The organism is Bradyrhizobium vignae (genome assembly GCF_900324035.1).
GTDB classification, from domain to species: domain Bacteria; phylum Pseudomonadota; class Alphaproteobacteria; order Rhizobiales; family Xanthobacteraceae; genus Bradyrhizobium; species Bradyrhizobium vignae.
The window spans coordinates 3,258,776-3,284,432 of sequence record NZ_LS398110.1; the positions used below are offsets into that span (position 1 = coordinate 3,258,776).

At 64.8% G+C, this 25,657-nt stretch carries 22 protein-coding genes, 1 tRNA gene and 2 riboswitches; of the genes, 7 read left to right on the plus strand and 16 right to left on the minus strand.

Going from position 1 to position 25,657, the window contains the following annotated elements:
* Window positions 1–39: 39 nt before the first annotated feature.
* From BRAD3257_RS15680 to BRAD3257_RS15720, 9 genes are all read right to left on the minus strand, one after another.
* Window positions 40–930 carry a crotonase/enoyl-CoA hydratase family protein gene (locus BRAD3257_RS15680; protein WP_122402575.1) on the minus strand — a complete coding sequence of 297 codons (891 nt, stop codon included), beginning with the start codon at window positions 928–930 and terminating at the stop codon, window positions 40–42.
* Window positions 931–1,069: 139 nt separating this feature from the next.
* Complete coding sequence (locus BRAD3257_RS15685) at window positions 1,070–2,491, minus strand: amidase (protein WP_122402576.1); 1,422 nt, start codon at window positions 2,489–2,491, stop codon at window positions 1,070–1,072.
* Window positions 2,484–3,656, minus strand: a complete 1,173-nt coding sequence (locus tag BRAD3257_RS15690) for a M20 aminoacylase family protein (protein WP_122402577.1) — start codon at window positions 3,654–3,656, stop codon at window positions 2,484–2,486. Before BRAD3257_RS15690 ends, BRAD3257_RS15685 begins: the two co-directional genes overlap by 8 nt.
* Window positions 3,657–3,669: 13 nt before the next feature.
* Complete coding sequence (locus BRAD3257_RS15695) at window positions 3,670–5,175, minus strand: M81 family metallopeptidase (protein ID WP_122402578.1); 1,506 nt, start codon at window positions 5,173–5,175, stop codon at window positions 3,670–3,672.
* Between the two features lie 213 nt (window positions 5,176–5,388).
* The gene (locus tag BRAD3257_RS15700) at window positions 5,389–7,038 is read right to left on the minus strand and encodes an ABC transporter ATP-binding protein (protein WP_122402579.1); all 1,650 of its coding nucleotides are present in this window, start codon (window positions 7,036–7,038) and stop codon (window positions 5,389–5,391) included.
* Between the two features lie 157 nt (window positions 7,039–7,195).
* Window positions 7,196–8,083, minus strand: coding sequence for an ABC transporter permease (locus tag BRAD3257_RS15705; RefSeq protein ID WP_122402580.1), 888 nt, complete (start codon window positions 8,081–8,083; stop codon window positions 7,196–7,198).
* A 19-nt stretch (window positions 8,084–8,102) separates the two neighbouring features.
* Window positions 8,103–9,044 carry an ABC transporter permease gene (locus BRAD3257_RS15710; RefSeq protein ID WP_162500221.1) on the minus strand — a complete coding sequence of 314 codons (942 nt, stop codon included), beginning with the start codon at window positions 9,042–9,044 and terminating at the stop codon, window positions 8,103–8,105.
* Window positions 9,045–9,222: 178 nt separating this feature from the next.
* The gene (locus BRAD3257_RS15715) at window positions 9,223–10,524 is read right to left on the minus strand and encodes a D-amino acid dehydrogenase (RefSeq protein WP_122402581.1); all 1,302 of its coding nucleotides are present in this window, start codon (window positions 10,522–10,524) and stop codon (window positions 9,223–9,225) included.
* A 68-nt stretch (window positions 10,525–10,592) separates the two neighbouring features.
* A riboswitch (glycine riboswitch) is annotated at window positions 10,593–10,705 on the minus strand.
* Between the two features lie 3 nt (window positions 10,706–10,708).
* Window positions 10,709–10,813, minus strand: a riboswitch (glycine riboswitch).
* 96 nt (window positions 10,814–10,909) lie between these two features.
* The gene (locus tag BRAD3257_RS15720; protein WP_122402582.1) at window positions 10,910–12,040 is read right to left on the minus strand and encodes a M20/M25/M40 family metallo-hydrolase; all 1,131 of its coding nucleotides are present in this window, start codon (window positions 12,038–12,040) and stop codon (window positions 10,910–10,912) included.
* 267 nt (window positions 12,041–12,307) lie between these two features.
* Between BRAD3257_RS15720 and BRAD3257_RS15725 the strand changes: the two genes are divergently transcribed.
* Window positions 12,308–13,918, plus strand: a complete 1,611-nt coding sequence (locus BRAD3257_RS15725; RefSeq protein ID WP_122402583.1) for an ABC transporter substrate-binding protein — start codon at window positions 12,308–12,310, stop codon at window positions 13,916–13,918.
* A gap of 226 nt (window positions 13,919–14,144) precedes the next feature.
* Window positions 14,145–15,737: a glycosyltransferase family 39 protein gene (locus BRAD3257_RS15730; protein WP_122406588.1), complete on the plus strand. Its 1,593-nt coding sequence runs from the start codon at window positions 14,145–14,147 to the stop codon at window positions 15,735–15,737.
* 9 nt (window positions 15,738–15,746) lie between these two features.
* Here BRAD3257_RS15730 and BRAD3257_RS40315 read toward each other — a convergent pair whose 3' ends face one another.
* The 3 genes from BRAD3257_RS40315 to BRAD3257_RS15740 all read right to left on the minus strand — a co-directional run bounded on the left by BRAD3257_RS40315 (window position 15,747) and on the right by BRAD3257_RS15740 (window position 17,524).
* Window positions 15,747–15,887, minus strand: a complete 141-nt coding sequence (locus BRAD3257_RS40315; RefSeq protein ID WP_174221574.1) for a hypothetical protein — start codon at window positions 15,885–15,887, stop codon at window positions 15,747–15,749.
* A 54-nt stretch (window positions 15,888–15,941) separates the two neighbouring features.
* Window positions 15,942–17,192, minus strand: a complete 1,251-nt coding sequence (locus BRAD3257_RS15735) for a multidrug effflux MFS transporter (protein ID WP_122402584.1) — start codon at window positions 17,190–17,192, stop codon at window positions 15,942–15,944.
* A 243-nt stretch (window positions 17,193–17,435) separates the two neighbouring features.
* Window positions 17,436–17,524, minus strand: a tRNA-Leu gene (locus BRAD3257_RS15740).
* 173 nt (window positions 17,525–17,697) lie between these two features.
* On the opposite strand from BRAD3257_RS15740, the gene BRAD3257_RS15745 reads away from it, so the two are divergent.
* Window positions 17,698–18,117, plus strand: coding sequence for a twin-arginine translocation pathway signal (locus BRAD3257_RS15745; protein ID WP_122402585.1), 420 nt, complete (start codon window positions 17,698–17,700; stop codon window positions 18,115–18,117).
* Between the two features lie 25 nt (window positions 18,118–18,142).
* On the opposite strand, the gene BRAD3257_RS15750 is transcribed toward BRAD3257_RS15745, so the two are convergent.
* Window positions 18,143–19,345: an FAD-dependent monooxygenase gene (locus tag BRAD3257_RS15750; RefSeq protein WP_122402586.1), complete on the minus strand. Its 1,203-nt coding sequence runs from the start codon at window positions 19,343–19,345 to the stop codon at window positions 18,143–18,145.
* A 19-nt stretch (window positions 19,346–19,364) separates the two neighbouring features.
* Window positions 19,365–19,610, minus strand: coding sequence for a zinc-finger domain-containing protein (locus BRAD3257_RS15755; RefSeq protein WP_008562814.1), 246 nt, complete (start codon window positions 19,608–19,610; stop codon window positions 19,365–19,367).
* A 306-nt stretch (window positions 19,611–19,916) separates the two neighbouring features.
* On the opposite strand from BRAD3257_RS15755, the gene BRAD3257_RS15760 reads away from it, so the two are divergent.
* Together BRAD3257_RS15760 and BRAD3257_RS15765 are read left to right on the plus strand one after the other, a co-directional pair.
* Window positions 19,917–21,053: a hypothetical protein gene (locus tag BRAD3257_RS15760; protein WP_122402587.1), complete on the plus strand. Its 1,137-nt coding sequence runs from the start codon at window positions 19,917–19,919 to the stop codon at window positions 21,051–21,053.
* A 166-nt stretch (window positions 21,054–21,219) separates the two neighbouring features.
* A complete protein-coding gene (locus BRAD3257_RS15765; RefSeq protein ID WP_122402588.1) occupies window positions 21,220–21,975 on the plus strand; it encodes an alpha/beta fold hydrolase in 756 nt (251 codons plus the stop codon).
* Window positions 21,976–22,127: 152 nt separating this feature from the next.
* Here BRAD3257_RS15765 and BRAD3257_RS15770 read toward each other — a convergent pair whose 3' ends face one another.
* Window positions 22,128–22,514 carry a cupin domain-containing protein gene (locus BRAD3257_RS15770; RefSeq protein WP_122402589.1) on the minus strand — a complete coding sequence of 129 codons (387 nt, stop codon included), beginning with the start codon at window positions 22,512–22,514 and terminating at the stop codon, window positions 22,128–22,130.
* Window positions 22,515–22,825: 311 nt separating this feature from the next.
* A complete protein-coding gene (locus BRAD3257_RS15775) occupies window positions 22,826–24,184 on the minus strand; it encodes a hypothetical protein (RefSeq protein ID WP_162500222.1) in 1,359 nt (452 codons plus the stop codon).
* A 276-nt stretch (window positions 24,185–24,460) separates the two neighbouring features.
* Here BRAD3257_RS15775 and cysE point away from each other — a divergent pair, with 276 nt between their 5' ends.
* Window positions 24,461–25,285: a serine O-acetyltransferase gene (gene cysE / locus BRAD3257_RS15780; protein ID WP_122402590.1), complete on the plus strand. Its 825-nt coding sequence runs from the start codon at window positions 24,461–24,463 to the stop codon at window positions 25,283–25,285.
* Between the two features lie 128 nt (window positions 25,286–25,413).
* Complete coding sequence (locus tag BRAD3257_RS15785; RefSeq protein WP_007602550.1) at window positions 25,414–25,632, plus strand: DUF3126 family protein; 219 nt, start codon at window positions 25,414–25,416, stop codon at window positions 25,630–25,632.
* Window positions 25,633–25,657: the final 25 nt, after the last annotated feature.

Consider the following 25,657-nt stretch of genomic DNA (forward strand, 5'->3'; position numbering starts at 1 on the left):
CAAAGGCGCTCTTGCGCCGCGCCCACCATCTCTAGAGCCTCACTTATACTCCCGCTCCGTCCACCACGGGAAATAGTCCGGCATGTCCGTCGACACCTTGTTCTTGAACTGCGCCGGACGCTTCTCCAGGAACGACACCACGCCTTCCTTCACGTCGTCCGAGCGGCCGCGGGCATAGATGCCGCGGCTGTCGACCTTGTGGGCTTCCATGGGATCGTCGGCGCCCATCATGCGCCACATCATCTGGCGGATCAGCGCCACCGACACCGGCGCGGTCTTGGCGGCGAACTCCTTTGCCAGCGCACGTGCGGTCGGCAGCAGATCGTCCGGCGGGACCACCTTGCTGACGAGGCGCCCCGCAAGCGCTTCCTGGGCGGGGAAGACGCGGCCCGAATAGCACCATTCCAGCGCCTGCGAGATGCCGACGATGCGCGGCAGGAACCAGCTCGAGGCGGCCTCCGGCACGATGCCGCGCTGGGAGAACACGAAGCCGAAGCGTGCGGCCTCGGAGGCGATGCGGATGTCCATCGCAAGCTGCATGGTGACGCCGATGCCGACGGCGGGCCCGTTCACCGCGGCGATCACGGGCTTCAGGCACTTGAAGATGCGCAAGGTGACCTGGCCGCCGCCGTCGCGCACCTGCGGATCGCTGTAATCGACCTTGCCGTCGGCGAACCGCTTCACCGGCCCGCGCCGTGCGTCGCGATCGAACGTGTCGGCGCCGGACGAAAGATCGGCGCCCGCGCAAAATCCGCGGCCCGCGCCGGTGACGATGATGGCGCGGACGTTGTCGTCCTTGTCGGCGGCGTCGAACGCATCGATCAGCTCTGCCTGCATCTGCGCGTTGAAGGCGTTGAGCTTGTCGGGCCGGTTCAGCGTGATGGTGAGGATCTGCTCGGCGACCTCATACTTGATCGTCTCATACGCCATGGTGGTTTCCTTCCTTGTCATTCTTGAATCAATTCTGTCATTGCCGGGCTTGACCCGGCAATCCATCTTTTTTGAAGAGGATGGATGCGCGGGTCGAGCCCGCGCATGACGAATTGTGCTGAGACGCTGGAATGCGAGTCTACTGCGCCGGCGGCTTGGGCCAGGGGCGCTGCGGGCCGCGCAGACCTTCAAAAGCCTTGGCCATGCCGAGCACGCCGATGTCGTCGAAGCGGCGGCCGACGATCTGCACGCCGATGGGAAAACCCTTGGCGTCGAAGCCGCCATTGATCGAGACCGCTGGATTCTCCGACATATTCCATGGCACGGTATAGGCGATGTGCTCGAACGGCTTCATGGGATCATTGGTCGGCGAGGCCCACTCCGCCGGAAAGTTCACGTTCGGCGCGGTCGGCGAGATCACGTAGTCGAGCTCGCAGAACAGTTTTGACGCCGCCGCGCGGATCGCCATGGTCTGGTTGAAGCCGCGGATGACGTCGACGCCCGAGAGCTTCGCGCCGGACTCGCCCCATTTGAAAATGTAGGGCAGCACCTTTGCCTGCTCGGCCGGCGTCAGCTTCGACAGATCGTCCCACATCCGCGCGCGCCAGAAATTGTCGAGGCCGTCGAGCATCTCGCGGGTGAGAATGCCGTCGACTGCCGTCACGACCGCGCCCGCGGATTCGAACGCCTTTGCCGCCTTCACCGCGACCTCGCGCACCGGCTTCTCCAGCGCAAGGCCGCAGCCGGGATCGAGCATCAGGCCGATACGCGCCTTTCGCGGGGACTTCTCCAATCCCTTCCAGTTCAGCGGCTCGGCCGGCAGGCTCATGCCGTCGCGCCGGTCGGGCTTTGCAATCGCGCTCATCATGAGCGCGCAATCATCGACGGTGCGGGTCATGGGACCTGCGACGCGGCCGATATAGGTGGGATCGATCGGCACGCGGCCGAAGCTCGGCTTCAGGCCGACGAGGCCACACCAAGCGGCGGGCAGGCGGACCGAGCCGCCGATATCGGTGCCGAGATGCAAGGGACCGTACCCGGCCGCGGCAGCGGCGCCAGCACCGGCGCTGGAGCCGCCGGGGTTCTTGCTGAGGTCCCAGGGGTTGCGCGCGAGCGCATGGAAGCTTGAGAGGCCCGACGACAGCATGCCGTAATCGGGCATGGTGGTTTTGGCGAAGATGATCGCGCCGGCTTCGCGCAGCCGCGCGGCGGGTGGCGCGTCCTTCTCGGCCGGCACGAGCCTGACGCTGGCCGCGCCGAGCGGCACCGGCACACCCTTGGTTGCGATGTTGTCTTTCACCGTGACAGGCACGCCGTCGAGCGCGCCGGAGGGCTCGCCGCCGGACCAGCGCGCGGTCGAGGCCTTTGCGGCCTCACGCGCGGCGTCGGGGTCGAATGCATAGAGCGCCCTCAGATGCGGTTCCCACGCAGCGACATGCGCGAGCACGTCCTCCAGCACTTCGCTCGGCGAGAACTGTTTTGCGCGATAGCCCGCGATCAGATCGACCGCGGACAGATCGTGCAGCGAGGTGACCGCCTCTTCGGCACTCTTTTTATGCATTGCCACCTACCGGCATGCGCGTCTCGATGATGCGGGCGAACATGCTCGCGCCGATCGGCAGGATCTTGTCGTCGAGCACGAAGCCGGGATTGTGCACGGGCACAGAGCCGTCATGGCCGACCCAGAAATAGGCGCCGGGCACGGTCTGCAGCATGTCGGCGAAATCCTCGCTGCCCATCTTCGGCTGGGCGCGGGTGATCACGTTGGCGGGATCGACGATCGTGCGCGCAACCTCCTCGACCACCTTGGACTGCTCGACCTGGTTGACCAGGACGCCAAACGTGTCGCGGATGTCGGCTTCGATCGTGCACTGGAACGCAGCCGCGATGCCGGCACAGATCGCGCGGATGCGTTCAGCGACCATGGCGCGGACTTCGTCCGAGAAGGTGCGGATGGTGCCGCAGAGATGGGCTTCGCCGGGGATGACGTTGTAGGCGGAACCCGCGTGAATCTGCGTGATCGAGATGACGGCAGCCTGCAGCGGCTCGACGTTGCGGCTGACGATGGTCTGGATTGCCTGCGCCAGCGTGGTCGCGATGATCACGGCGTCCTTGGAGCGCTCGGGCATCGCGCCATGCGCGCCATAGCCGGTGATGCGGAGGTCGAAGAAGTCGGCGCTGGCCATGGCCGGCCCGGGCAGGATCGCGATCTCGCCGTGGTTGAGGTCGGGCGCGTTGTGCAGGCCATAGAGCTCGTCGCAGGGGAATTTTTCGAACAGGCCGTCCTTGATCATCGCGCGGGCGCCGCCGAGACCTTCCTCGGCCGGCTGGAAGATCAGGTGCACGGTGCCGTCGAAGTTCCGGGTCTCGGCGAGATAGCGCGCGGTGCCGAGCAGCATGGTGGTGTGGCCGTCATGGCCGCAGCCGTGGAAGCGGCCGGGGATCTTCGAGCTCCATTTCAGATTGGTGTTCTCCTCCATCGGCAGCGCGTCCATGTCGGCGCGCAGGCCGATGCGCTTGGTGCCCGAACCCTTGCCCTTGATGACACCGATCACGCCGGTGCCGCCGAGACCGCGATGCACCTCGATGCCCCAGCTCTTCAGCTTGTCGGCCACGATGCCCGAGGTGCGCACCTCCTCGAAGCCGATCTCCGGATGGGCGTGAAGGTCGCGCCTGATGGCAGTGAGTTCGTCGGCATAGCCGTCGATGCGGTCGATCGTGGGCATGTGTCCTGTCCGGTTAGCGTGAAGGAGGATTGAAAACGGGGCCGTTCGGCTTGATGCGGATGCCCGGCCGCAGGCGCGTCCAGGGCAGGGAAGCAGTGTCGGCCGGCATCGCGCCGGGCGCGGCGCAGATCATCAGCGCCTCCGCGATCGGCTCGAAATCGGCACGGAAATGCACCGAGCTCTTGTTGACGAGGATCTTCTCTCGTGTCGGCTCGATGCCGACATAGCGATACATCGCCTGGTCGGCGAGCTGGGCCTTGTGCGAGGAGACGACCACGCGGACATCGCCGATGCGCAAGGCTGCGGAGGGACCCATCTCCATCTCGCGGCCGCCATAGTAGGGGCCGGGCGCGATGAAGCGGCCGTCGGAGAGCTGTTCGACCACAAAGGTCTCGCGATAGGGCTCGTCGCCGGGAATCCCCGACTTGCCGCCGAGTGACAGCGTCACGGTGGCGCCGATGCCGGCTTCGTGCGCGGCCTTCGCCGAGACCGGATCGTAAATTGCGCCGGTCGCGGCGCTCGCCTTGTTGCGCACCAGCGCGCGCAGCATGCCCGTGGTGTCGGAATCGCCGCCGGCGCCGGGATTGTCCTGGGTGTCGGCGATGATGATCGGCTTGCTCGCGTTCTTGGAAAGCTCCATCGCATGGCGCACGCCATCGTCGGGCGTCCAGATCTTGCCGTCGAAATCGTCCTCGTGGCCTTCGATCAGCTTCACCATCGCATCCGCTGCGCGGTCGGCATCGGCTTGCGTCTTGCCATAGGCGAATACGCTTGGACCGCAATGGTGGAAATCGGCGGCAGGGAAGCCGGGGGCGAAGGAGAGCGTCGGAACGGCGTCGCCCTCTAATGCCGCGAGTTGTTCGTAAATGCCTTTGGTGGGCTGGTCGTTGGTGCATTGCCAGCTGATCGGGATCAGGAAGGGCAACTGCCGGAAAGCCTTTGCGTAGCGTTGCTTCGTCCCCAGCAGCAGCGTCAGATGCTTTGCGCAGGCACGGCCGGTCTCGGCCATGTCGACGTGGGGATAGGTGCGGTAGGCGATCAGCGCATCGGCATGCGCGATCATCTCGGGCGTGACGTTGGCATGGAGATCGAGGCTGGTGACCAGCGGAACATCCTTGCCGATGACCCGGCGCACACGCGCCAGGATCTCGCCTTCACCGTCGTCGAGATGCTCCGTGACCATCGCACCATGCAGGTCGAGATAGACCGCGTCGATCGGGCCCGCGGCTGCGATGCCGTCGACCATCACCTTCACGATGCGCTCGAAGGCGTCCTTGGTGACATGGGCCGAGGGGCTCGCCCCGCAGGCGATGGTCGGGATGAGTTCCCAGCCGTTCGCCTCGGCGCTGTCGACGAAGCCGGCAAGGCCGACATTGATGCGGCGCATCACCTTCAAGACGTCGGCACCTTCAGTCATCGCCGGCCAGCCGCCGCCATGCTGGAAATCCGCGAAGGTCGCCTTGGTCGGAGCGAAGGTGTTGGTCTCGTGCAGGAAGCCGCCGACGGCGATGCGTGTCATCAATTCAAGTCCAGCATTGGAAAGTGCGCGACGTTAGCCTTGGCCCGCAGCCGAGGGCAAGGCGGGAAGCAATCGCGCCGCGCATAGGGTCAAGCTGTTTTGGGAATGTGTGCCGCGCACACCGTCATTGCGAGCGTAGCGAAGCAATCCAGAGTCTTTCCAAGGAGGGATTCTGGATTGCTTCGCTACGCGCGCAATGACGAGGGGAGAGAGCTACGCCGTAGCCCCCACGCCTTCCGCCACCGGCCGGAAATTGGCGAAGTCCCAGTTACGCCCCGGTGCCGCATCCAGCAGGGCTTTGGTGTAGGCCTCCTTCGGATGCGTCAGCACTTCGGCGGCCGGTCCCTGCTCGACGACGCGGCCGTGCTGCATCACCACCACCTCGTCGCAGATCTGCGCGGCGACGCGCAGATCGTGGGTGATGAACAGGATGGCGATGCCGAGCCGCTTCTGGATCTCGTCGAGCAGTTCCAGCACCTGCGCCTGTACCGAGACGTCGAGCGCGGAGACCGCTTCGTCCGCGACCAGCACATCCGGATCGAGCGCGAGCGCCCGGGCGATCGCAATGCGCTGGCGCTGGCCGCCGGAGAACTGGTGCGGGTAACGCGACACCGCATCGGCCGGCAGGCCGACGAGCTCGAGCAGCTCTCGCGCCCGCTTCATCGCGTCAGGGTGCGCCACGCCGTAATTGATCGGGCCTTCCGCGATGCTCTCTCCGACGGTGACGCGAGGATTGAGCGAGCGGTAGGGATCCTGGAACACGATCTGGATCTTCTGCCGGTGCGGCTGCAGCAGGCGGCGCGAGATGTCGGCGATCTCGCGGCCGGCAAGGCGCACGCCGCCCGAGGTCGGATCGATCAGGCGGACGATGCAGCGCGCGACCGTCGACTTGCCCGAGCCGCTTTCGCCGACGATGCCGAGGGTGCGGCCCTTGCGCAAGGTCAACGTGACCTTGTCGGCGGCGACGACCTCGCGGCCTTTGCCGAAGAAGGCGCGCTCCTTGTAGATCTTGCTGAGCTCGTTGGCTTCCAGCACGATCGGCTCGCGGGTCTCCTCGCGCGGTTGTCGCGGCACCAGGCTCGGCACTGAAGCCAGCAGGTTGCGGGTATACTCCATGGTCGGGTTGCGCAGCACGGTCTCGAGCGGGCCGGTCTCCACGAGGCGGCCTTGCCGCATCACCGCGACGCGGTCGGCGATCTCGGCGACCACGCCCATGTCGTGGGTGATGAACAGCACGGCGGTGCCGTGATCGCGCTGGAGGTCGCGGATCAGGGTCAGGATCTGCTTCTGCGTGGTGACGTCGAGCGCGGTGGTCGGCTCGTCGGCAATGAGGAGCTTCGGCTCCAGCACCAGCGCCATCGCGATCATGATGCGCTGGCGCTGGCCGCCGGAGAGGCGGTGCGGATAGGAGGCGAAGATGCGCTCGACCTGGGGCAGGCGGACCTGCTCCATCATGTCGAGGATGCGCTTCTTGCGCGCTTTGGCATCGAGATCGGTATGGGCGCGCAGCACCTCGTCGATCTGGCGGCCGACCGGCACCACCGGATTGAGCGCTGTCATCGGCTCCTGGAAGATCATGGCCATCTGTGTGGCGCGGAGCTGGCGCAGGCGGCGGTCGGTCGCGGTGAGCAGCTCTTCGCCGACCAGCTTGATGCTGCCGCCGGTGGGAACCAGCGTCCCCTTCGGCAGCAGGCCCATCGTGGTGAGCGAGGTCACCGACTTGCCCGAGCCGCTTTCGCCGACGAGACACAGCGTCTCGCGCTCGCGCACCTGGATCGAGATGCCGTCGATGATGTTGGCGCCCTTCGGCTTCTTGCCGACGGAGACGACGAGGTTGTTGATGTCGAGAACGAGTTTGGTCATCAGGTCACTCCGTCGTCATTGCGAGGAGCCCGCGACAAGATTGCAGAGCAATTCTGCGCTGGCGACGAAGCAAATCCAGAATGTTTCCGCGGAGGCAGACTGGATTGCTTCGCTTCGCTCGCAATGACGGAACAAGGGGATGGGCCGGGGAAACAAATCACTTGCCCTCCCGCTGCTTCATGCGGGGATCGAGGGCGTCACGCGCGGCGTCGCCGATCAGGTTGATGCTGAGGATGGCGATCGAGAGCAAGAGGCCCGGCCAGAAGATCAGCGACGGCTTGATCTGGAAGTACTGGCGACCCTCGGCCATGATGTTGCCCCAGGTCGGCGTCTCCGGCGAGATGCCGGCGCCGAGGAAGGAGAGGATAGCCTCGGTGAGGATCGCGCTTGCACAGACATAGGTGCCCTGGACGATCAGCGGCGCGATCGTGTTCGGCATCAGATGCCGCCACATGATCTTCGGCAGGCTCGAGCCGACCGAGATCGCGGCCTCGACGTAAGGCTCCTCGCGCGCCGACAGCACGACGGAGCGGACCAGGCGCGCCACGCGCGGGATCTCGGGAATGGTGATCGCGATCAGCACGGTCCAGAGGCTGGCGCCGGAGAGCGAGACCACGGCGATCGCGAGCAGGATGCTCGGCATCGCCATCAGGCCATCCATCACGCGCATCAGGACGGAATCGATCAGCTTGAAGAAGCCGGAGACGAGGCCGATCGCGAGCCCGATGGCGATCGACAGGATCGCCGAACCGATGCCGATCAGAAGCGAGATGCGGCCGCCATAGATCACGCGCGACAACAGGTCGCGTCCGTAAGCGTCGGTGCCGAGCAGGAATTGCGCCGAGGACGGCTTCAATCGCTGCGACGGCGCGAGCTGGATCGGATCATGCGGCGCGATCAGCGGCGCGACGATCGAGACCACCACGATCAGGGCGAGCAGGACCGTCGCCGTGGCGATGATCGGCGTCGAGGTGAGGAATCCGAAGCGCGGCCGCAGTGGCGACGTGATCGGAATGGACGACTGGGGAAGGGTATCGACCGACATGTGTGTTCTTATCCTTGCCTCAGTACCGGATCCGGGGATCGAGCAGGGTGTAGGCGACGTCGATGAGGAGATTGACGACGACATAGATCAGCGACGTCAGCAGGATCATCGCCTGGATCACCGGATAGTCGCGCGCCAGCACCGCATCGACGGTGAGGCGGCCGATGCCGGGGATGTTGAACACGCTCTCGGTGACGACGACACCGGAGATCAGCAGCGCAAAGCCGGTGCCGATCACGGTGATCACCGGCACGGCGGCGTTGCGCAGCGCATGCCGCATCATCACGGCAACCTCGTTGATGCCTTTCGCACGCGCCGTTCGCACGTAATCCTCGCCGAGCACGTCGAGCATCGCCGCGCGCGTCATGCGCGCGATCAACGCGATGTAGATGAAGGACAATGCGCAGGTCGGCAGGATGATACGCTCGAAGAACGGCCCGAAGCCGTTCGAGATGCTGCGGAAGCCCTGCACCGGCACCCAGCGCAAATCGATCGCGAAGATCTCGATCAGGACATATCCGACCACGAACACCGGGACCGAGAAGCCCAGGACCGACAGGCCCATCACGAAACGGTCGATCCAGGTGCCGTGCTTCCACGCCGCGATCACGCCCAGCGGGACTGCGACGATCACGGCGAGGACGATGGTCGACAGCGCGATCGAGATCGACGGCTCGACGCGCTGGCCGATCATCTTCATCACCGGCAGGTTGGAGATCAGCGAGGTTCCGAGGTCGCCGTGCAGCAGCTTGTTCACCCAGGTGATGAACTGCACGATCAGCGGCTCGTTGAGGCCGAGCGAGGCGCGGATGCGCTCGAGCCGTTCCGGCGTCGCGTTGTCGCCGGCGAGGATCGCGGCGGGATCGCCGGGCGTCAGCCGCAGCAGCAGGAACACGAACAGAGCGACGACGCCCATCACGGGCACCGCGGCCAGAACGCGGCGAATAAGATAACCCAGCATGCACCTATCTCCGGCTGCGGAACTTGTGGCGCCTCGAGGCGCCCGGGAATTCTGTCGTGTCTATCATGCCTATCACTTGGACTGAAAAGGCTGCCCGGAGACGCCATCCTCTTGGGGCAAATTGTGTGCCAAGGGCTGCGCTGTAGCAAGAGGCCGGCATGTCCCCGGCATCGGCCACTCAGGATGCATGTCGCAGTTCATGCTCACCCCTAAGTGAAGGCACGGTCGGCGGCGCATTGAGCCCGCGCCAGCCGTCGATGGTCTGGGCAATTATCTGCGCCGTCGCCGCCGACAAAGTCCAGCCGAGATGGCCATGGCCGGTGTTGAAGAACACGCCCGGTATCCGTCCCGCGCGCACCACCGGCATCATGTTCGGCATCATCGGGCGCAGCCCGGCCCAGGGCACGACGCGCGACGTTTCGACGGCGGGGAAGTTGCTGCGCACCCAGTCGATCAGCGGCTGCACGCGGTCGGCGCGGATGTCGCGATTGAAATCGTTGAACTCGGCGGTGCCGGCGACGCGAAAGCGATCGGCCCCGAGCCGGCTGGTGACGATCTTGGCGGCCTCGTCGAGCAGGCTCACGGTCGGGGTGGCGTTGCGGCTCTCGGCGGTGTCGAGCTGCACGGTGATCGAGTAGCCTTTCACCGGATAGACGTTGACGCGCTCGTCGAGCAGGGCGGCGAAATGACGGCTCGCAACGCCCGCGCAGACCACGACGCCGTCCGCCTTCAGCATGCCGCGTTGAGGCGCGTCAGCATCGCTCGTCGCGAGATCGGCCCAGCCGATGACAAAGCCGCTGCCGGCCCGTGCGATCGAATCGATGTTGGCCTCATGAATGAAGGTCGCACCACGCCGCTTGCAGGCTTCCGCCAGCCCGCGGGTGAACTTGTGGATATCGCCGGTCGCATCCGACGGCGTGAAGAAGCCGCCATAATAGTCCTTCCGCAGTGTCGGCTCGATCGCGCGGATTTCCTCCGGCGTCACCGGGCGGCGGTCGAGGCCACCTTCCTGCAGTAGCGCATTGACGCGCAGACCGGATTCAAAGCCGGCCTTGTCACGATAGATGTGGAGGATGCCGCGGCGCTCGAGATCGAAGTCGACGCCTTCGCGCGCCGCGATCTCGAACAGATGCTTGCGGGCTTCGATCGCCAGCCGCGTGGTCTCGATGGTATTGGCGCGGTAGTTGCCGATATTGGCGACGAACTCGCTCATCCACGAATATTTGTGCCAGTTCGGCCACGGGTTCATCAGCAGCGGCGCATCGCGCCGGAACATCCAGCGCAGGCCCTTCAGGATCGTCGCGGTAGAGTTCCACACCTCGGCATTGCTGGCGGAGAGCTGTCCGCCGTTCGCAAACGAGGTTTCCATTGCGGCATAGCGGTGCTTGTCGAGCACCGTCACCTTGTAACCGCGTTCCAGCAGGGCATAGGCGGTCGTTACGCCGGTGATGCCGGCGCCGATGATGGCGATATGAGTCATGATGAAGTCGGGGCTCCCGTGAGTTAGAGATGGCTGACCGCCGGCTCGAAAGCCGTTGGCGGCGCCCCATCTGTCACGGTTACCTGAGAGCTTGATCCGGCGCGGACCTCGGAAGGTCAGCCTCGGACTATCCCCTTCGGTGGACGTCACGATGATCAAATCGTGCCGTCTCTCTCCAGATCGTCCTGTCGATACAGTCCTTTTGCCTGAGAGTTTCCGGGGCGGTTGCTCCGTCGGCGCCGTAACGAAAGCAGCATGCCTTCGTTGCGATCTCTCCCGCATCGTCGCGTGGACAAGCCGAGCAGTACGATACGCCTCATTTTTGGACAAGGCTAAATTTCGACCGCGATTGCCAATGCATTGTGCAGTGCGAAGTTGATTCAATTTACTCCAGCGTTGCCAGCAGTCCCGCCATCAGGCGGCCGCGCTCGACCAGGCTGTCGACCTCGATGAACTCCTCGAGCGTGTGGCCATTGCCGCCGCGCACGCCGAGGCCGTCGAGTGTCGGGATGCCCATTGCGCCGGTGAAGTTGCCGTCGGAACCGCCGCCGGAGCTCGCATGCGGTAATTCCGCGCCGAGGGATTTGGCGATGCCGCGCGCCTTTTCGTACAGCGCCATGGTGCCGGCATCCGGCTCCCACACCGGCCGCGTCACGCCGCGCGTCACCTTGAAGGTGACGTCGTTGGTGGTGCCGGACAGCGCCAGCATCCGCTCGACGCCGCGGTCGAGATCGGCCTGGCGCTTGGCCATCGACAGCGCTTCGCCGGTGGCTGTCGTGGCAACGCAATTGACCCATTGTCCGCCATGCACGACGCCGACCGAGAAGGTGCAGTCCTCCGTCGTCATCGCATCGATCGCAAGAATTTGCCGCGCCATCTCGCGAATTGCCGAGCGTCCTGCCGACAAGGTTGCGCCGGCGTGGCTCGGCCGTCCCGTCGCTTCGAGATTGAAGCGTGCGATGGCGTAACGTCCGGTGGTGACGCCGTTGTCGGCGCGGCCGGGCTCCGGCACCAGCACGTATTTGTTGCGTGCGGCTTCGGCCTCGATGATGTCGCGCGTGGAGGGCGTGCCGACTTCCTCATCCGGCGTGAACAGCACGGTGATCGGCAGCGGCGTCGTGAACGAGGCGCGCGCCAGCTGGCGGATCGCTTCCAGCGAGAGATAGTTGCCGCCCTTCATGTCGTAGATGCCGGGGCCGTAGCATTTGTCGCCCTCGCGCCGCCATTTCAGCTTCTCGATGGTGCCGACCGGATGAACGGTATCCATGTGTCCGGCGATCAGGATTCCCGGCTCGCCCTGCTTCGGATGGGGAAAGCGCGCGCGGATGACGCCGCCAAAGCCCTGGCGGCCGGCGATGCGCTCGATCGTAGCACCCATGATCGCCATGTCCCGCGCTGCGATATCGAGCATGCGGTTCACTGCGTTCGCGTCCCAGGTCGGGCTCTCGCATTCCACCCAGGTGCGCAGGCCCTCGAGCATGGCCTCGGAATCGAAGGGAAGATTGGCTGGATTCATCTCAATGTCTCTCAAGCTGCGAAGATGGAACGCGCATTGCATCGGCGCGGGGCAGGACAGCGGAGAGCGTTGTAGAGCCAAACTGATCTTTGTGGAGCCCGTGCGCGCGCCGCGAGGGCTTGCGACGAAACCGGATTGACGCGCTCAACACTGTCTGCAAGTCTCGAAAAGATAAAGGCATTGCATGAGGTTAGTTCGCCCAACGAACGAACCGCATGCTCAACCAATAACCTGCCTTTGAACAGTTTCACGTCAGGAGAACCCTCTATGTTCCACTTCACGCGCCGGGGGGCTCGCGCATTCGCCTCCAAACTTGCGCTGACGGTCGTCGCGCTTTCGACTGCGCTGGCTTCGCCAGTGTTGGCGGCCGGCAAGACCCTCACGGCGGTGATGCATTCGGATCTGCGCATCATCGACCCGATCTTCACCACGGCCTACATCACGCGTGACCATGGCTACATGGTCTACGACACGCTGGTCGCCCCGGATTCGAATTTCAAGATCCAGCCGCAGATGGCGGACTGGAAGATCTCCGATGACAAGCTCACCTACACCTTCACCCTGCGCGATGGCCTGAAGTGGCATGACGGTGCGCCGGTGACGGCGGAGGACTGCGTCGCCTCGCTGAAGCGCTGGGCTGCGGTCGACGGCATGGGCCAGAAGCTCATGGACTTCACCGCGAGCCTCGAGGCGACCGACGCCAAGACCATCACGCTGAAGCTGAAGGAACCCTACGGCCTCGTCCTCGACTCCATCGGCAAGCCGTCCTCGCGCGTCGCCTTCATGATGCCGAAGCGTCTCGCCGAGACGCCGCCGGACAAGCAGATCCCCGAGCAGATCGGCTCGGGTCCCTTCAAGTTCGTGCAGGGCGAATTCCAGCCCGGCGTGAAGGCGGTCTATGTCAAGAACACCGACTACGTGCCGCGCAAGGAGCCGGCGAGCTGGACCTCCGGCGGCAAGGTGGTGAAGGTGGACCGCGTCGAGTGGATCACCATGCCGGACTCGCAGACCGCGGTGAACGCGCTGCAGTCGGGCGACATCGATTTCATGGAAAATCTGCCATACGACATGCTGCCGGTGCTGGAAGCGAACAAGGAGCTCACGATCGAGGTCTCCAATAAGTTCGGTTTCCAGACCCTCGGCCGCATGAACTTCCTCTATCCGCCGTTCGACAACGTGAAGGTGCGCCGCGCTGCCTTGCTGGCGATGAACCAGAAGGACGTTCTCGACGCGCTGGTCGGAAACCCGAAATATCAGAAGATCTGTGGTGCCTTCTTCGTGTGCGACACGCCGCTCGCAACCGAGGTCGGTGCCGAGACCCTCGTGAAGGGCAACGGCATGGCCGAAGCGAAGAAGGCGCTCGCCGAATCCGGCTATGACGGCACGCCGGTCGTGATCATGGCACCTGGCGACGTCACGACGCTGAAGGCGCAGCCGATCGTTGCGGCCCAGCTGCTGCGCGAGGCCGGCTTCAAGGTCGACCTGCAGGCGACCGATTGGCAGACCGTGGTGAGCCGTCGCGCCAGCCAGAAGCCGCCGAAGGAGGGGGGCTGGAACATGTTCTTCACCAACTGGGTCGCGGCCGACGTCTCCAACCCGATCGCCAATCTCTCGATCGGCGGCCAGGGCAAGAAGGGCGGCTGGTTCGGCTGGGCGGAGGATGCCAAGATCGAGCAGCTCAAGGATGCGTTCGTCCGCGCAGCCTCGCTCGACGAGCAGAAGAAGATCGCGGCCGACATCCAGAAGGAAGCCTATGAGCAGGTGATCTATATCCCGCTCGGGCAGTACCTGCTGCCGAGCGGCTGGCGCAAATCGCTGACCGGCGTGCTCGACGGTCCGGCGACGCCGCTGTTCTGGAACATCGACAAGTCGGAATAGGGCGAGAACCCCTCTCGCGGCCTTCGGCCGGACCCTCGCACGGCGCCGCTGTCATCAGCGGCGCCGTTGCCGTTTGATGGCCTTGCGCTGGTTGAAAGGCGGCGCCCTTTAACTTTTTCAATTGCTAATCGTTGCTATTTGTTTCCAAGCTGAAATAGATGCTGCGTCTTCGCGTATCATTTTTTCAGATTTGCTTCCCGTGCCGATCGATTTTGCATTCCAGGCGATGGCCGAACGGTCCGATCGCGCGCCGGCGCCCTGGCGCCGGCCCTTCCTGCGCTGGCTCGACGCCGTCGAGGCTGGCTGGGCCGTACCGCTTCTCATCGCCTGCTTTATCGTGGTCTGGACCCTCTATCTCGCTATCGCCTATGCCGGCGGCGGCCTTCATCCCGATACGCTCGAAGCCTGGACGCTGGGCCGCAATTTCGCTTTCGGCTATCACAAGCATCCGCCGTTGATGGGGTGGGTGACGGCGGCGTGGACCTCGGTGTTTCCGCTCAGCGACTGGTCGTTGCAATTGATGGCGATGGCCAATGCCGGGCTCGCGCTGTTCTTCGTCGATCTGATCTCGCGGCAGTTCGTGACCGGACACAAGCGCATCCTGGTGCTCCTGCTCCTGATGCTGACGCCGGCCTACCAATTTCATGCCCAGCGCTTCAATGCCAATTCGGTGCTGCTGGCGACCTGGCCGCTGGCGACCTGGTGCTTTCTGCGCGCGTTCGAGACGCGCGCCTGGCCGTGGGCGATCGCGGCGGGATGCACGACCGCGCTGGCGATGGTCGGCAAATATTATTCGATCTTTCTCGTCGTGAGCTTCGCGTTTGCCGCGCTGGCGCACCCGGCGCGCCGCGCCTATTTCAGCTCCGCTTCGCCATGGATCTCGGTCGTCGTCGGGCTCGCGGCGCTGTCGCCCCACCTCTACTGGCTCGCGACCACGGGCGCGTCGACCTTCACCTACGCACTGGCGCATGCCAACGGCAACGTCTCGAGCTCACTCGGCGAGGCGAGCAACTTTGTGCTGGGGTTGGCCGCCGCGATGAGCCTATCGGCCTTGCTCTGGGTGCTGATCGCGGGAACGCGCTTGAAGCAGTTTACAGCCGACTTCGCGGCCATGAGCCCGGGCCTGCGGTTACTGTTCTACGTCACGATCGGTACGATCGTGCTGCCGGTGCTGACGTCGCTTGTGTGGGGCACCGATCTGCCGTCGCTGTGGGCCTTGCAGGGGCTGTTCCTGTTCGCCGTTCTCGTGGTCTGCGGCACGAGCTATCCGATCGAGCGTTTCCACACCGTGAACCTCACGGTGATCGTTGCCGGCGCTGCGCTTGCCGCCGTCCTGATCGCGGCGCCGATCCATGCCATCTATCGCAACAAGCACGGCTATGAAGAGGGCCGGAACTTTTACGCGCAGGCGGCCGGCGAGTTGACGCGCGAGTGGCGCGAGCAGACCGCTGAGCCGCTGAGTGCGGTCAGCGGCGACGACGCGCTTGCCTTCGCGACGGCGTTCTACAGTCCCGACCATCCGCATTACGCACGGCCGTTCGAGTACCAATACACTTGGGGTCTGCCGCACCAGACGACGCTGGACCGCGGCTGGGCCGCACTCTGTTTCCGCGGGCAGGAATATTGCAGCCGCTGGATGGAATGGGTGTCCGCCCGCGGTGGGCATTTCGTCAGGCGCGAGTTCACCGTGCGCGCTTCCCTGTGGGGCCAGCCTGGTTTGTCTCGGGACGTGATCGTGCTGATGGCGCTGCCGCAGGGAAGCCCGGTGCCGGCCAGCGCTGCGGATGATTTCAGCGCCAGCCGGCGGGGCACCGAATAGGCGGCGTGCTCAGCAGTGGCTGTCGCGCACCTGCTCGAGCCCCTCGCTCGCAAGCGGCGTGGTGAACGCGGCCCGCTCAGCGCGCGGTTCGGAACGTTCCGTCTTCTGCCGTTCTACTTCGTCGCGCTCTTCGCGGTGTTCCAGTTCCATTGCAGCATCCTCTGGAATTGCTGCAGGACAACATCGAGGCCGCCGCGTGGTTCCTCAGCCGACCGGACGATGATGCGGCCTGAACAACCGGCCCTTCTCGACCACCAGCACGATCGCGAGCGCAGCGAGGGTCGACAGGAAGAAGCCGACCGAGAAGGGCAGCAGCGTGCCGTCGAAGCTCTGCCCGATCGCCATGCCGACCACGATTCCGATCAGCGTCGTGATCGAGCCGTAAAGCGAGGAGGCGGTGCCGGCGATGTGTCCCTGCGGCTCCATCGCGAGCGCGGTGAAGTTGGCGACCATCATGCCGAACGAGAACATCATCAAAGCGGAGAGCGCCATGAACAAGGCGAGCGGCAGCACGCCGAGGCTTTCCGTCAGCAGCATCACGCCGGCCACCACGGCGTAGAGCGTCAGCGCCCCGTGCGAGATCACGCGCATGCCGAGCCGCCCGACCAGCCTCGCATTGAGAAAGCCGGCGATGGCAGTGCCGGCGGCGATCGCCGCGAAAGCGAGCGGGAAGTAGTGGCCGAGATGATAGATGCCGGTGAAGACCTGCTGGGCGCAGAAGACGTAAGCGAACAGTGCGCCGATCACGGTTCCGGCCGCCGTCGCATAGCCGATCGTCTGGCGATGGGTCACGGTCTGGCGGAAGGCTGCGAGCACGTCGGCGGGCGCCAGCGACCTGCGCTCGGACTCGGGAAGGGTTTCAGGCAGCCGCAGCACGCACCATGCGAGCGCGAGCAGGCCATAGAGCATCAGCACCACGAAGATGCCGCGCCACGCCGTCACCAGCAGCACCGCCTGTCCGAACGAGGGGGCGACCACGGGCACCGCGATGAACACCATCATCGCGAGCGACATCACGCTCGCCATGCGGCGGCCGACATAGCAGTCGCGCACGATCGAGGTCGCGATCACGCGCGTCGCCGAGGTGCCGAGCCCCTGCAGCGCACGCGCCAGCAGTAGCGTCTCGAACGAGGGCGCCGCGACCGCCAGCACGCTCGCCACCGCATAGACCGCCATGCCGCCGAGCAGCACCGGCCGGCGTCCGAAACGGTCCGACAGGGGACCCATGACGAACTGGCCGGCGCCGAAGCCGATCAGGAAAGTCGACAGCACCAGCTGGAGATGGTTCGCGACGGGAATCTTGAAGGCGGTGCCGATATTGGGCAGCGCCGGCAGCATCATGTCCATCGCGAGCGGATTGAGCGCCATGATGGACGCGATCACGATGACGAATTCTGGAAAACCCATCGGGCGGTGTCCGGAGGACACCCAATCGTCGGCATTGACGTCAGACAAGAAACTCACCCCTGCAATCGAGCGACTTATCTAGCGCTGATGCTGCGTCGCACAACCCATGTTTCGGGATGGCTGGCAGGCGGGGCAGGGGCGGTCAAAAACCGGTGAGGGAGCGTGCAAGGATGATGGTTTTCGCTCGTGCCTCAGGCCGGGTTACTCGGCATCGTCAGGGCCTTCGAGCTGGTCCTCTGTCCCGATCTGACAGCGCTGTATTTCTTGCCGAGGTGGCACCGTCAGCTCTCGTGGTGCGGGCAGCCGGGGTCGAACCGGCACAGCGCTTGCGCACCGAGGGATTTTAAGTCCCTTGCGTCTACCAATTCCGCCATGCCCGCTTGATCCAACGAGATCAAATATTTAAGTCCTTCCCGGCCGTCTGGAATTGGCGCGGTGCATAGCCGAGGGGACGGTTCTTCCTTAAGCGAGCCGGGCGCACAAGGCAAAGCCTCAATCCGGACATCTGTTGCTGCTTTAGGCATTCTCAATCCACGGGGGCTATTCATCCGGCATGGCTGTTTCGTCTTGCTCTTCGCTGCGCGGTTTTTGCGCGCTCATCGCGCTGCTCGCAGCTGGCGTCGCGCTGTCCGGCTGCGCCGGCATGAGCGAGACGATCGCACCAGCCTTTGCCGATCCCGCCAAATACGAATTGTACGATTGCAAGCAGCTCGAGACCGAGCGCAAGAATCTCGCCAATCGCACCGCCGATTTGCAGAGACTGATGGACAAGGCGCAGACCGGGGCCGGCGGGGCCGTCGTGTCCGAGCTCGCTTATCGCAACGACTACGTCGCGGTGCGCGGGCAGGCGCAATTGGCCGAGGACGCCTGGCGCCGCAACAAGTGCCGGGAGACGCCGCCTGAGGCGACACCTGCGGCATCGCCCGCGGCCACCGCCAAGCCGGCATCGAGATCCGGGAAAGCGGCCCGCTGAGCCATTGTGCCGGCGGCGCTTCGCATCAAGGCCGCCAGTTGTAGATCCAATCCTGCCGCGCCAACATGCGCTCCGGGCCGAGCGCGCGGATCGCCAGATCGCGTGCGAACGCGAGCGGCCCACTGAAGTGATAGATCCGGCCCTGCTGTCGTGCGGTCCGCTGCACCCGCCGCACGCGGGCCCGGCGCGCAGCTCCATATTGCTTGAGCGCGGCGGTGATGCCCGCGGTGCTCTCGGCGGCCTCGAGGCTCAAAAGCCGCGCCAGCACGGCGGCATCCTCGATCGCCATGCCGGCGCCTTGGGCTGCAAAAGGCAGCATCGCATGCACGGCATCGCCGAGCAGCGCCACCGGACCTTTGCTCCAGGGGCAACCATCGGGCACGCCGAACAGCGCCCATTTCCGCCAGCTGTCGACCGGGGCGAGCATCATCCGCGCCGCCGGCGGCCAGCGTGGCGCGGCGAACGCGTCCATCACCTCGCGCGGATCGCCGGGCGTGCTCCAGCCCGGCCGGTTCCAGGTGCCGGGCAGCACCGCCACCACGTTGATCTGGCGTCCGCCTGCGATCGGATAGGCGACCAGATGAGCGTTCGCCCCCATCCAGAGCTGCACCCGGCGTGCGGTATACTCCTTGGGCAGCTGCGTGGCCTCGAGCGTGCCGCGCCAGGCGATCAACCCGGAGAAGCGCGGCTGCACCTCGGGAAACAGATGCTGGCGTACCGTCGACCAGATGCCGTCGGCGCCGATCAGGGCGCTGGCAAGATCGCTGCGGCGGATCGTGCCGCTGCGGTGGACGACGGTCAGTCCCTTGGCGTGGGGCGCGACGTCCTCGAAGACCGCACCCAGCTTCAGGTCGATATCGGGATGATCGGCAACAGCGCCGGCGAGTGCCGATTGCAGGTCGGCACGGTGCACCACCCAGTAGGGGGCGCCGGCCCGCGCGGAGGCTGCTTCACCGAGCGGCATGCGCAGCAGCTCGCCGCCGGCGCGCGCGCTCATGATCGAGACCGCCTCGGGGATCACCGCGCGCAACTTGAGGCGGTCGGTGAGGCCGAGCTCGACCAGCACGCGGCTGGCATTGGGAGAGAGCTGCAGGCCGGCGCCGACTTCCTCGAGGCGCTCGGCCTTTTCCAGCACGACGATGCGGAAGCCGCGGGCGGCGAGCGCAAGCGCGGCCGTCAGGCCACCCATGCCGGCGCCGGCGATGACAATCGTTCGGGAGAGCGCCACCCCAGACCGACGGAGGCGGTCAGGCCACCTTGTCCTTCAGGACGCATTCCGGCGGGCGGGCTTCGCCCGGCTTCAGGTCGGCCGCGAAGCGGTACAGCGTCGAGCAGTAGGGGCAGATGATCTCGTTGTCGTTGCCGAGGTCGAGGAACACGTGTGGATGATCGAACGGAGGATTGGCGCCGACGCACATGAACTCTTGCGAGCCGATCTCGATGACGGGGACACCGGCATCGTTATGGAAGTGCGGGACGACATGGTCGGACATCGTAACTCATCCTGGAGTGGCAATGGCGGCAGACACAATCAACGACTGACGCGGCATCTTTAAGGCGCCGCGGACCATACTGGCGGGTGCAGATGATTGCTAGTCCAGCGGAACCGAAAGCTTGCAATTGCCCCATGCTCGTTTGCTCATGCAAATTCGACACAATCTTGAGGCCAGAGAGAAGCCCTTCTTTCGTCGGGGACGTTGTGTCGCAATTTTGGCACACTATGTCTGGGGACGCGTGCAATTTGTGACGAAAGACGAGTCATCAGGCACGAGCGATCCGAGAGTGTCCAGGCTTTCCGCATGAAGTGGCTGCGAATCAGCACAGCGTTGACCGGTATCGCGGCTTGCAGCTTCATGCTCGCGCAGGTCGCGCCGCACGCCCGTGAGGCAGGCGCGATCCTCTCTGCCCAGGATGATCCGGCCGCGCTCTCGGAGCTGAAGCTCGGTGCACTGCTGAGGCAGAACGACCACCTGGTCCAGGACAATATCGAGGCCGCGCTTGCATCAGGCGATGCCGATCTCGCCGACAGTTTCGTCGCGCTGGCGCGTGACCGCAACATCGCGCTCCCCGACGACCTCCTGAGCCGCGTCGAGGACGCCGTGAAATCGGCGAATTCCACCGCGCATTTCGCCAAGCGCTTCGCCACCGGTCTCGTCACCGGCAACGCGGACGATGTCGCGAGCCTGTCGGGAACGGTGGCCGGCGATCTGTTCGTGATCGGCGACGTCAGGGACGTGGTGCGCGAGGGCAAGCATCTGGCCATGGGCGAGGACACCGACCGCCTCGTGCTCTCCCTTGCGGCGGCCGGCCTTGCGGTGACGGCGGCAACCTACGTGTCCGTCGGCGGTGCCGCGCCGGTGCGCGCCGGACTGACGCTGGTGAAGGATGCGCGGAAGGTCGGACGGCTCGGCGAGGGGCTCGCCGCATGGGCCGGCCGGTCTGCGCGCGAGGTCGTCGACACGCCGGCGCTCCGGAACGCGGTGGCATCAGGCTCGGTGCTGCGGCCGGGTCAGACCGTGAGCGCGATCAAAGCCGCGTTCCGGGCCGAGAAGGCCGGCGCGTTGGTCCGGCTCGGCAAGGATGTCACGCGCGTCGCCGAAAAGACCGGCACGCGCGGCGCGATGGACACGCTGCGGATCGCCGAAGGACCGAAGGACGTCGCGCGCGCGGCGCGGCTTGCGGAAGCGCAGGGCGGCAAGACCCGCGCGATTCTGAAGCTGCTCGGCCGCGGCGCGCTGCTGCTGATCGGCGGCGCGTTCGATCTGACGCTCTGGCTGCTCGGTGCGGCACTGACGCTGTTCGGTCTTCTCTCCTCCATCAAGGCGACCACCGAGCGCCTGACCCAGGCCTGGTGCGATCGTCGGCGCGCGCGGCGGCTCCGCCGTGCGCAGATCGCAGCCGAAGCCGCGCTGGAACGTGCGGCTCTCGAGGCCTAAAGCGCGACGAAATTGGGGTAAATCGTCGGCGCACTCCGGGCTATTGTTTGAGCATGATCTCTGCGCAAGCGCGGTCCGCGTTTGCCGCGAGGAAAAACCGCTGCACACTTTTCCGGATCATGCTCTAAGATCGAGCTTTCCCCCTCGAAACCTCCGGAACTGATTGATGCCGAGCTTCCACAACGGCGCCGTTGAAATTGCCTATCTCGATGAAGGCGAGGGCGATCCGATCATCCTGGTGCACGGTTTTGCCTCCAGCAAGAACGTGAACTGGGTCTATCCGACCTGGGTTTCGGAGCTGCGCAAGAACGGCCGCCGCGTGATTGCGCTCGACAATCGCGGCCACGGCGAAAGCGCAAAGCTCTACGAGCCCGGGCAGTACTCGATTCCCGCGATGGCCGGCGACGTGCTCGCGCTGATGGACCACCTCGCCATTCCGCAGGCCGACATCATGGGCTATTCGATGGGCGGGCGGATGACGGCGTGGCTCTCCCTCAACGAGCCGCAGCGCCTGCGCTCGGCGATCCTCGGCGGCATCGGCATCGGCGGCCTGATCGAGGGCACCGGACCCGGCGAGAACGTCGCCAAGGCGCTGGAAGCACCCTCGCTCGACGACGTCACCGATCCCGTCGGCCGCACGTTTCGCGCTTTTGCCGATCAGACCCGCTCCGATCGCCGTGCGCTCGCCGCCTGCCTGCGCGGCACGCGCGAGCTCATGACCAGGGACGAGGCCGCGCGGATCGAGGTGCCGGTGCTGATCGCGGTCGGCAGCGCCGACGACGTCGCAGGAAGTGCCAGCGCGCTCGGCGCGATCATCCCTGGTTCGGAAGTGCTCGATATTCCCAATCGCGATCACATGCGTGCGGTCGGCGACAAGGTCTACAAGATCGGCGTGCTGGATTTCCTGTCACGGCGCGGCTGAGGCAATGCTGTCTGAGGCGGTCGGGTTGTCCTGAAATGTCCCATCACAAGGGGCCATCCACTCGCAAAGGGCCAAAAGCCGACGTTCACTCGCCCTGACTTCTCTCAGGGGAGCGGAGACCGCCCGCACAATGCGGTCTCCCGCGGGTCGATCTATTTCGCAGGAGGTTTGTCGTAGAGAGGCTTACCTTTGTCGACGATATGCACCGTGAGAAGCTTCACGGTTTTGTCGCCGACGACCTTGAAAGCTCCGTGGGGCACTTCGCGGACGTTAACGGCAGCTATACCGGTTGGGAACGGCACTTGCTTCCCATCGGGAAGTTCGATCGTGCCGCCCTCTAAGACGTAGAATGACTCCTCTCCGTGGTGAATGTGGAGGGTTGAGACGTCACCCGGTTTGATCTCAGAAATACTGGTGATGACTTCCATGTTTGTGCCTGAGAGATCAGCGCGCTTCAGCTCCTTACGGAATGGAGAGTCCTGCGCCTTAGCGGGTACGGCCAAAAGAAATGCAAACAGCAGTCCGATTATCATCTTCATCGCAATTCCCCGTTTTCCGATCGGCGGAAATCGCAGATCGGGAAAATTAAGCCCGATCAGCGGCCGCGACTCAAGATTGATTTTCTGTGCGTTGCACCACGTCCGCTCCCTCCCCACTCCCTCAGGGAGGTCGCGCAGAAAATAGGGGATGTCAGCAGCGAGTTACGAGCAAACGTGCAAGAGCGCCTGGAGTTCGCCACGGGCTGTCATTGGACTCTCGTTCTTTGCCGAGGCGGATAGGCTGCTGAACGCCAAGTCAAAAGCGATCGCTGCTCGGACGAAACCAAGCGCGATGACTCGTCATCCCAATCTCATCGCGCTTTGACGTCCTCGCCCAGCCGCCGCGCCGCGGCCATCAGCACCACGAACGTCGCCACCCACACCATCCGCGCGCCGTAGCGGTCGTGCGGGCCGGAGATCACGCCGCAGATGAACGCGTTGCCGAGTAGCGCCAGCGTCACCGTCGCCGCCAGCAGCGTCAGATCGTCCAGCCGGCGTTTCGCCAGCGCATCTGCGAGCAGCAGAACCAGCGCCAGCATCGAGGCCAGCGCGACGGGGACATGCAGCCGGTTGACGTCATCGAAGTTGATGTCCCAGTGCTGCTGCCGCGCCGCCCGCATCGGAGCGACCTGCGCGGGGATGTAGCGCTCGATGATGCCGTAGGTGTGCGGGATCCAGCCATTGATGCCTTCGCCGGTCGCCACATGCAGCAATTGCTGGCCCATCGCGCGCAACGCCGCGCCGGCCTGCCAGGCCGGATAGTCCGCGAGCGAATGCACGACGATGTAGCCCATCTCCTCGTTGAGCCCATCGAACCGGCCGAGCGTGTTGAACATGCTCTTGCCCCACAGGAACTCGTCGGCGGTCGCCGGGAGCTCGTTGCGATAGGGGCAGAGCTTGTAACGTTCGCGCAGGCAATGGTCGTTGAGATATTGTGCGACGATGCCGTCCTGCATCATGCGGCCGAAGGCGACGCCGTAACCGCCGGGAGTCCAGGCCAGCTTGCCGGACAGTGCGTAATTGGCCGACACCAGCATCAGGCCGCCGGCAACGATGGAGAGGCTCGCCTGCGCTAATCCGGCAAGCGGCAGGCGTTTGCCCATGAACGGCCGCACCATCAATCCGGCGACGCACAGGCCGAGCAGCACGCCGAGCGTGGCGCTGTGGGTCGCCGCGGCAAAGGAGGTGAAGGCGAACAGCGCGACCTTTTCCCGCGTCGATGTCCTGCCGGCGCCGACGACCAGCAGGAACAGCGACAGGACCGAGAGCCCGGCAAAGATGTCGGTCAGCAGCATGCTCGCAAGCCAGGGCAGCGCGGTCGACAGGATCAGGCCGAGGCTGATCGCGACGAAGCGGAAGGTCTGCATCATCGAGAGGACACGAAGTGTGAGCTGCAGCAGCCACAGCGTCGCCAGGGACTGGACGGCGAGATTGATCCAGAAGCCGAAACCCTCGCCATAATGCAGATAGAGACCGAACACCGTGGAGCGGCTGGGCACTAGATAGCCCTCATACCAGCGCGCCAGATAACCGCCGGTATCCCATTGCAACAGCGGATAGCCGTTCCAGACCGCCGGCGCGATCATCAGGAGGGGCAGGGCCACCGCCGCCAGCCGCAGCCAAAACGTATCAGCGGCGCGCGCGCGCAATTGTTCGGTGGTGATGCTCAAATCCGCTCCCGTCCTCGCTCGGACATGACCGCAATAAAGGCTCAGAGAGAATTCACCAATAGTTTGACGCCGCCCCGCTTGAATTTGGCAAAACTCTGACCACTTTGAGCCGACCTTGCACTTCGGGGCGTCAGAAGAAACTGTTGTGTTTCAAAGCCTTGGCGTGCCCCCGTGGGGCGAGGTGCTGTTCACTCTCAGGCAAGCCCGTCAGGACTTTGTCGCCTAGACTGTGCTATACAGCCCGCAAAAGAAGCCCATTCGAGAGAGCAAATTCCCATGGCAGTGCATCAGGTCAATCCGGGAGGAAAGCTCGCATCGCTCGATCCGATCTGGGACCGGATACGGAGCGAAGCGGAGGACATCGTCCGTCGCGAGCCGGAGCTTGCGACCTTCATCTATTCGGCGGTGCTGCATCATGGCCGCCTGGAAGATTCGGTGGTCCACCGCGTCGCCGACCGGCTCGATCACTCCGCACTGTCGGGCGACCTCGTGCGCCAGGCCTATATCGAGGCGCTGCGCGACGACCCTGATATCGGCAACGCCTTCCGCGCCGATCTCGTTGCCGTCTACGACCGCGATCCCGCAACCTCGCGCTTCATCGATCCCTTGCTCTACTTCAAGGGGTTTCACGCCATCCAGACCCATCGCCTCGCGCACTGGCTCTATCTCAAGGGCCGTAAGGATTTCGCATACTACCTTCAGAGCCGATCGTCGGCGGTGTTCCAGACCGACATCAATCCAGCCGCGCGCATCGGCCGCGGCATCTTCCTCGACCACGCCACCGGTTTCGTCTGCGGCGAGACGGCCGTCATCGAAGATGACGTCTCGATCCTGCACGGCGTCACCCTCGGCGGCACCGGCAAGGAGAACGAGGACCGTCATCCCAAGATCCGCCATGGCGTCTTGATCGGCGCCGGCGCGAAGATCCTCGGCAATATCGAGATCGGCCATTGCGCCCGCATCGCTGCCGGCTCGGTCGTGGTCAAGCCGGTGCCGCACAACGTCACGGTTGCAGGTGTGCCCGCCAAGATCGTCGGCGAAGCCGGCTGCGCCGAGCCGTCGCGCACGATGGATCAAATGATCAACGCCATGGGACTTTAATCTCCGCTCGACCGGAACGGGGCCGGTTTTCCGGCCCTTTCCGTCCCAAATTTCTTTGGCAATTCATGCTGGCGGTTCGCCGCGTCTCGTCGTAAACCCCGCCAACCCATTTTCGATTGGAGACTGCCGTGGACGTCAAGGAAGTGAGAAAGCTCGACGCGTATCTGAAGCGCGTATTCGGCAATCCCAAGATTCGCGTCGTGCCGCGGCCGAAGAAGGACGATTCCGCCGAAGTCTATATCGGCGAGGAATTCATCGGCGTGCTGTTCGTCGACGACGAGGACGACGATCGTTCGTTCCAGTTCCAGATGGCGATCCTCGAGGACGATCTCGTCGATCAGGAGTAGTTGTCGCTACGCCGCCGTTGCGGGC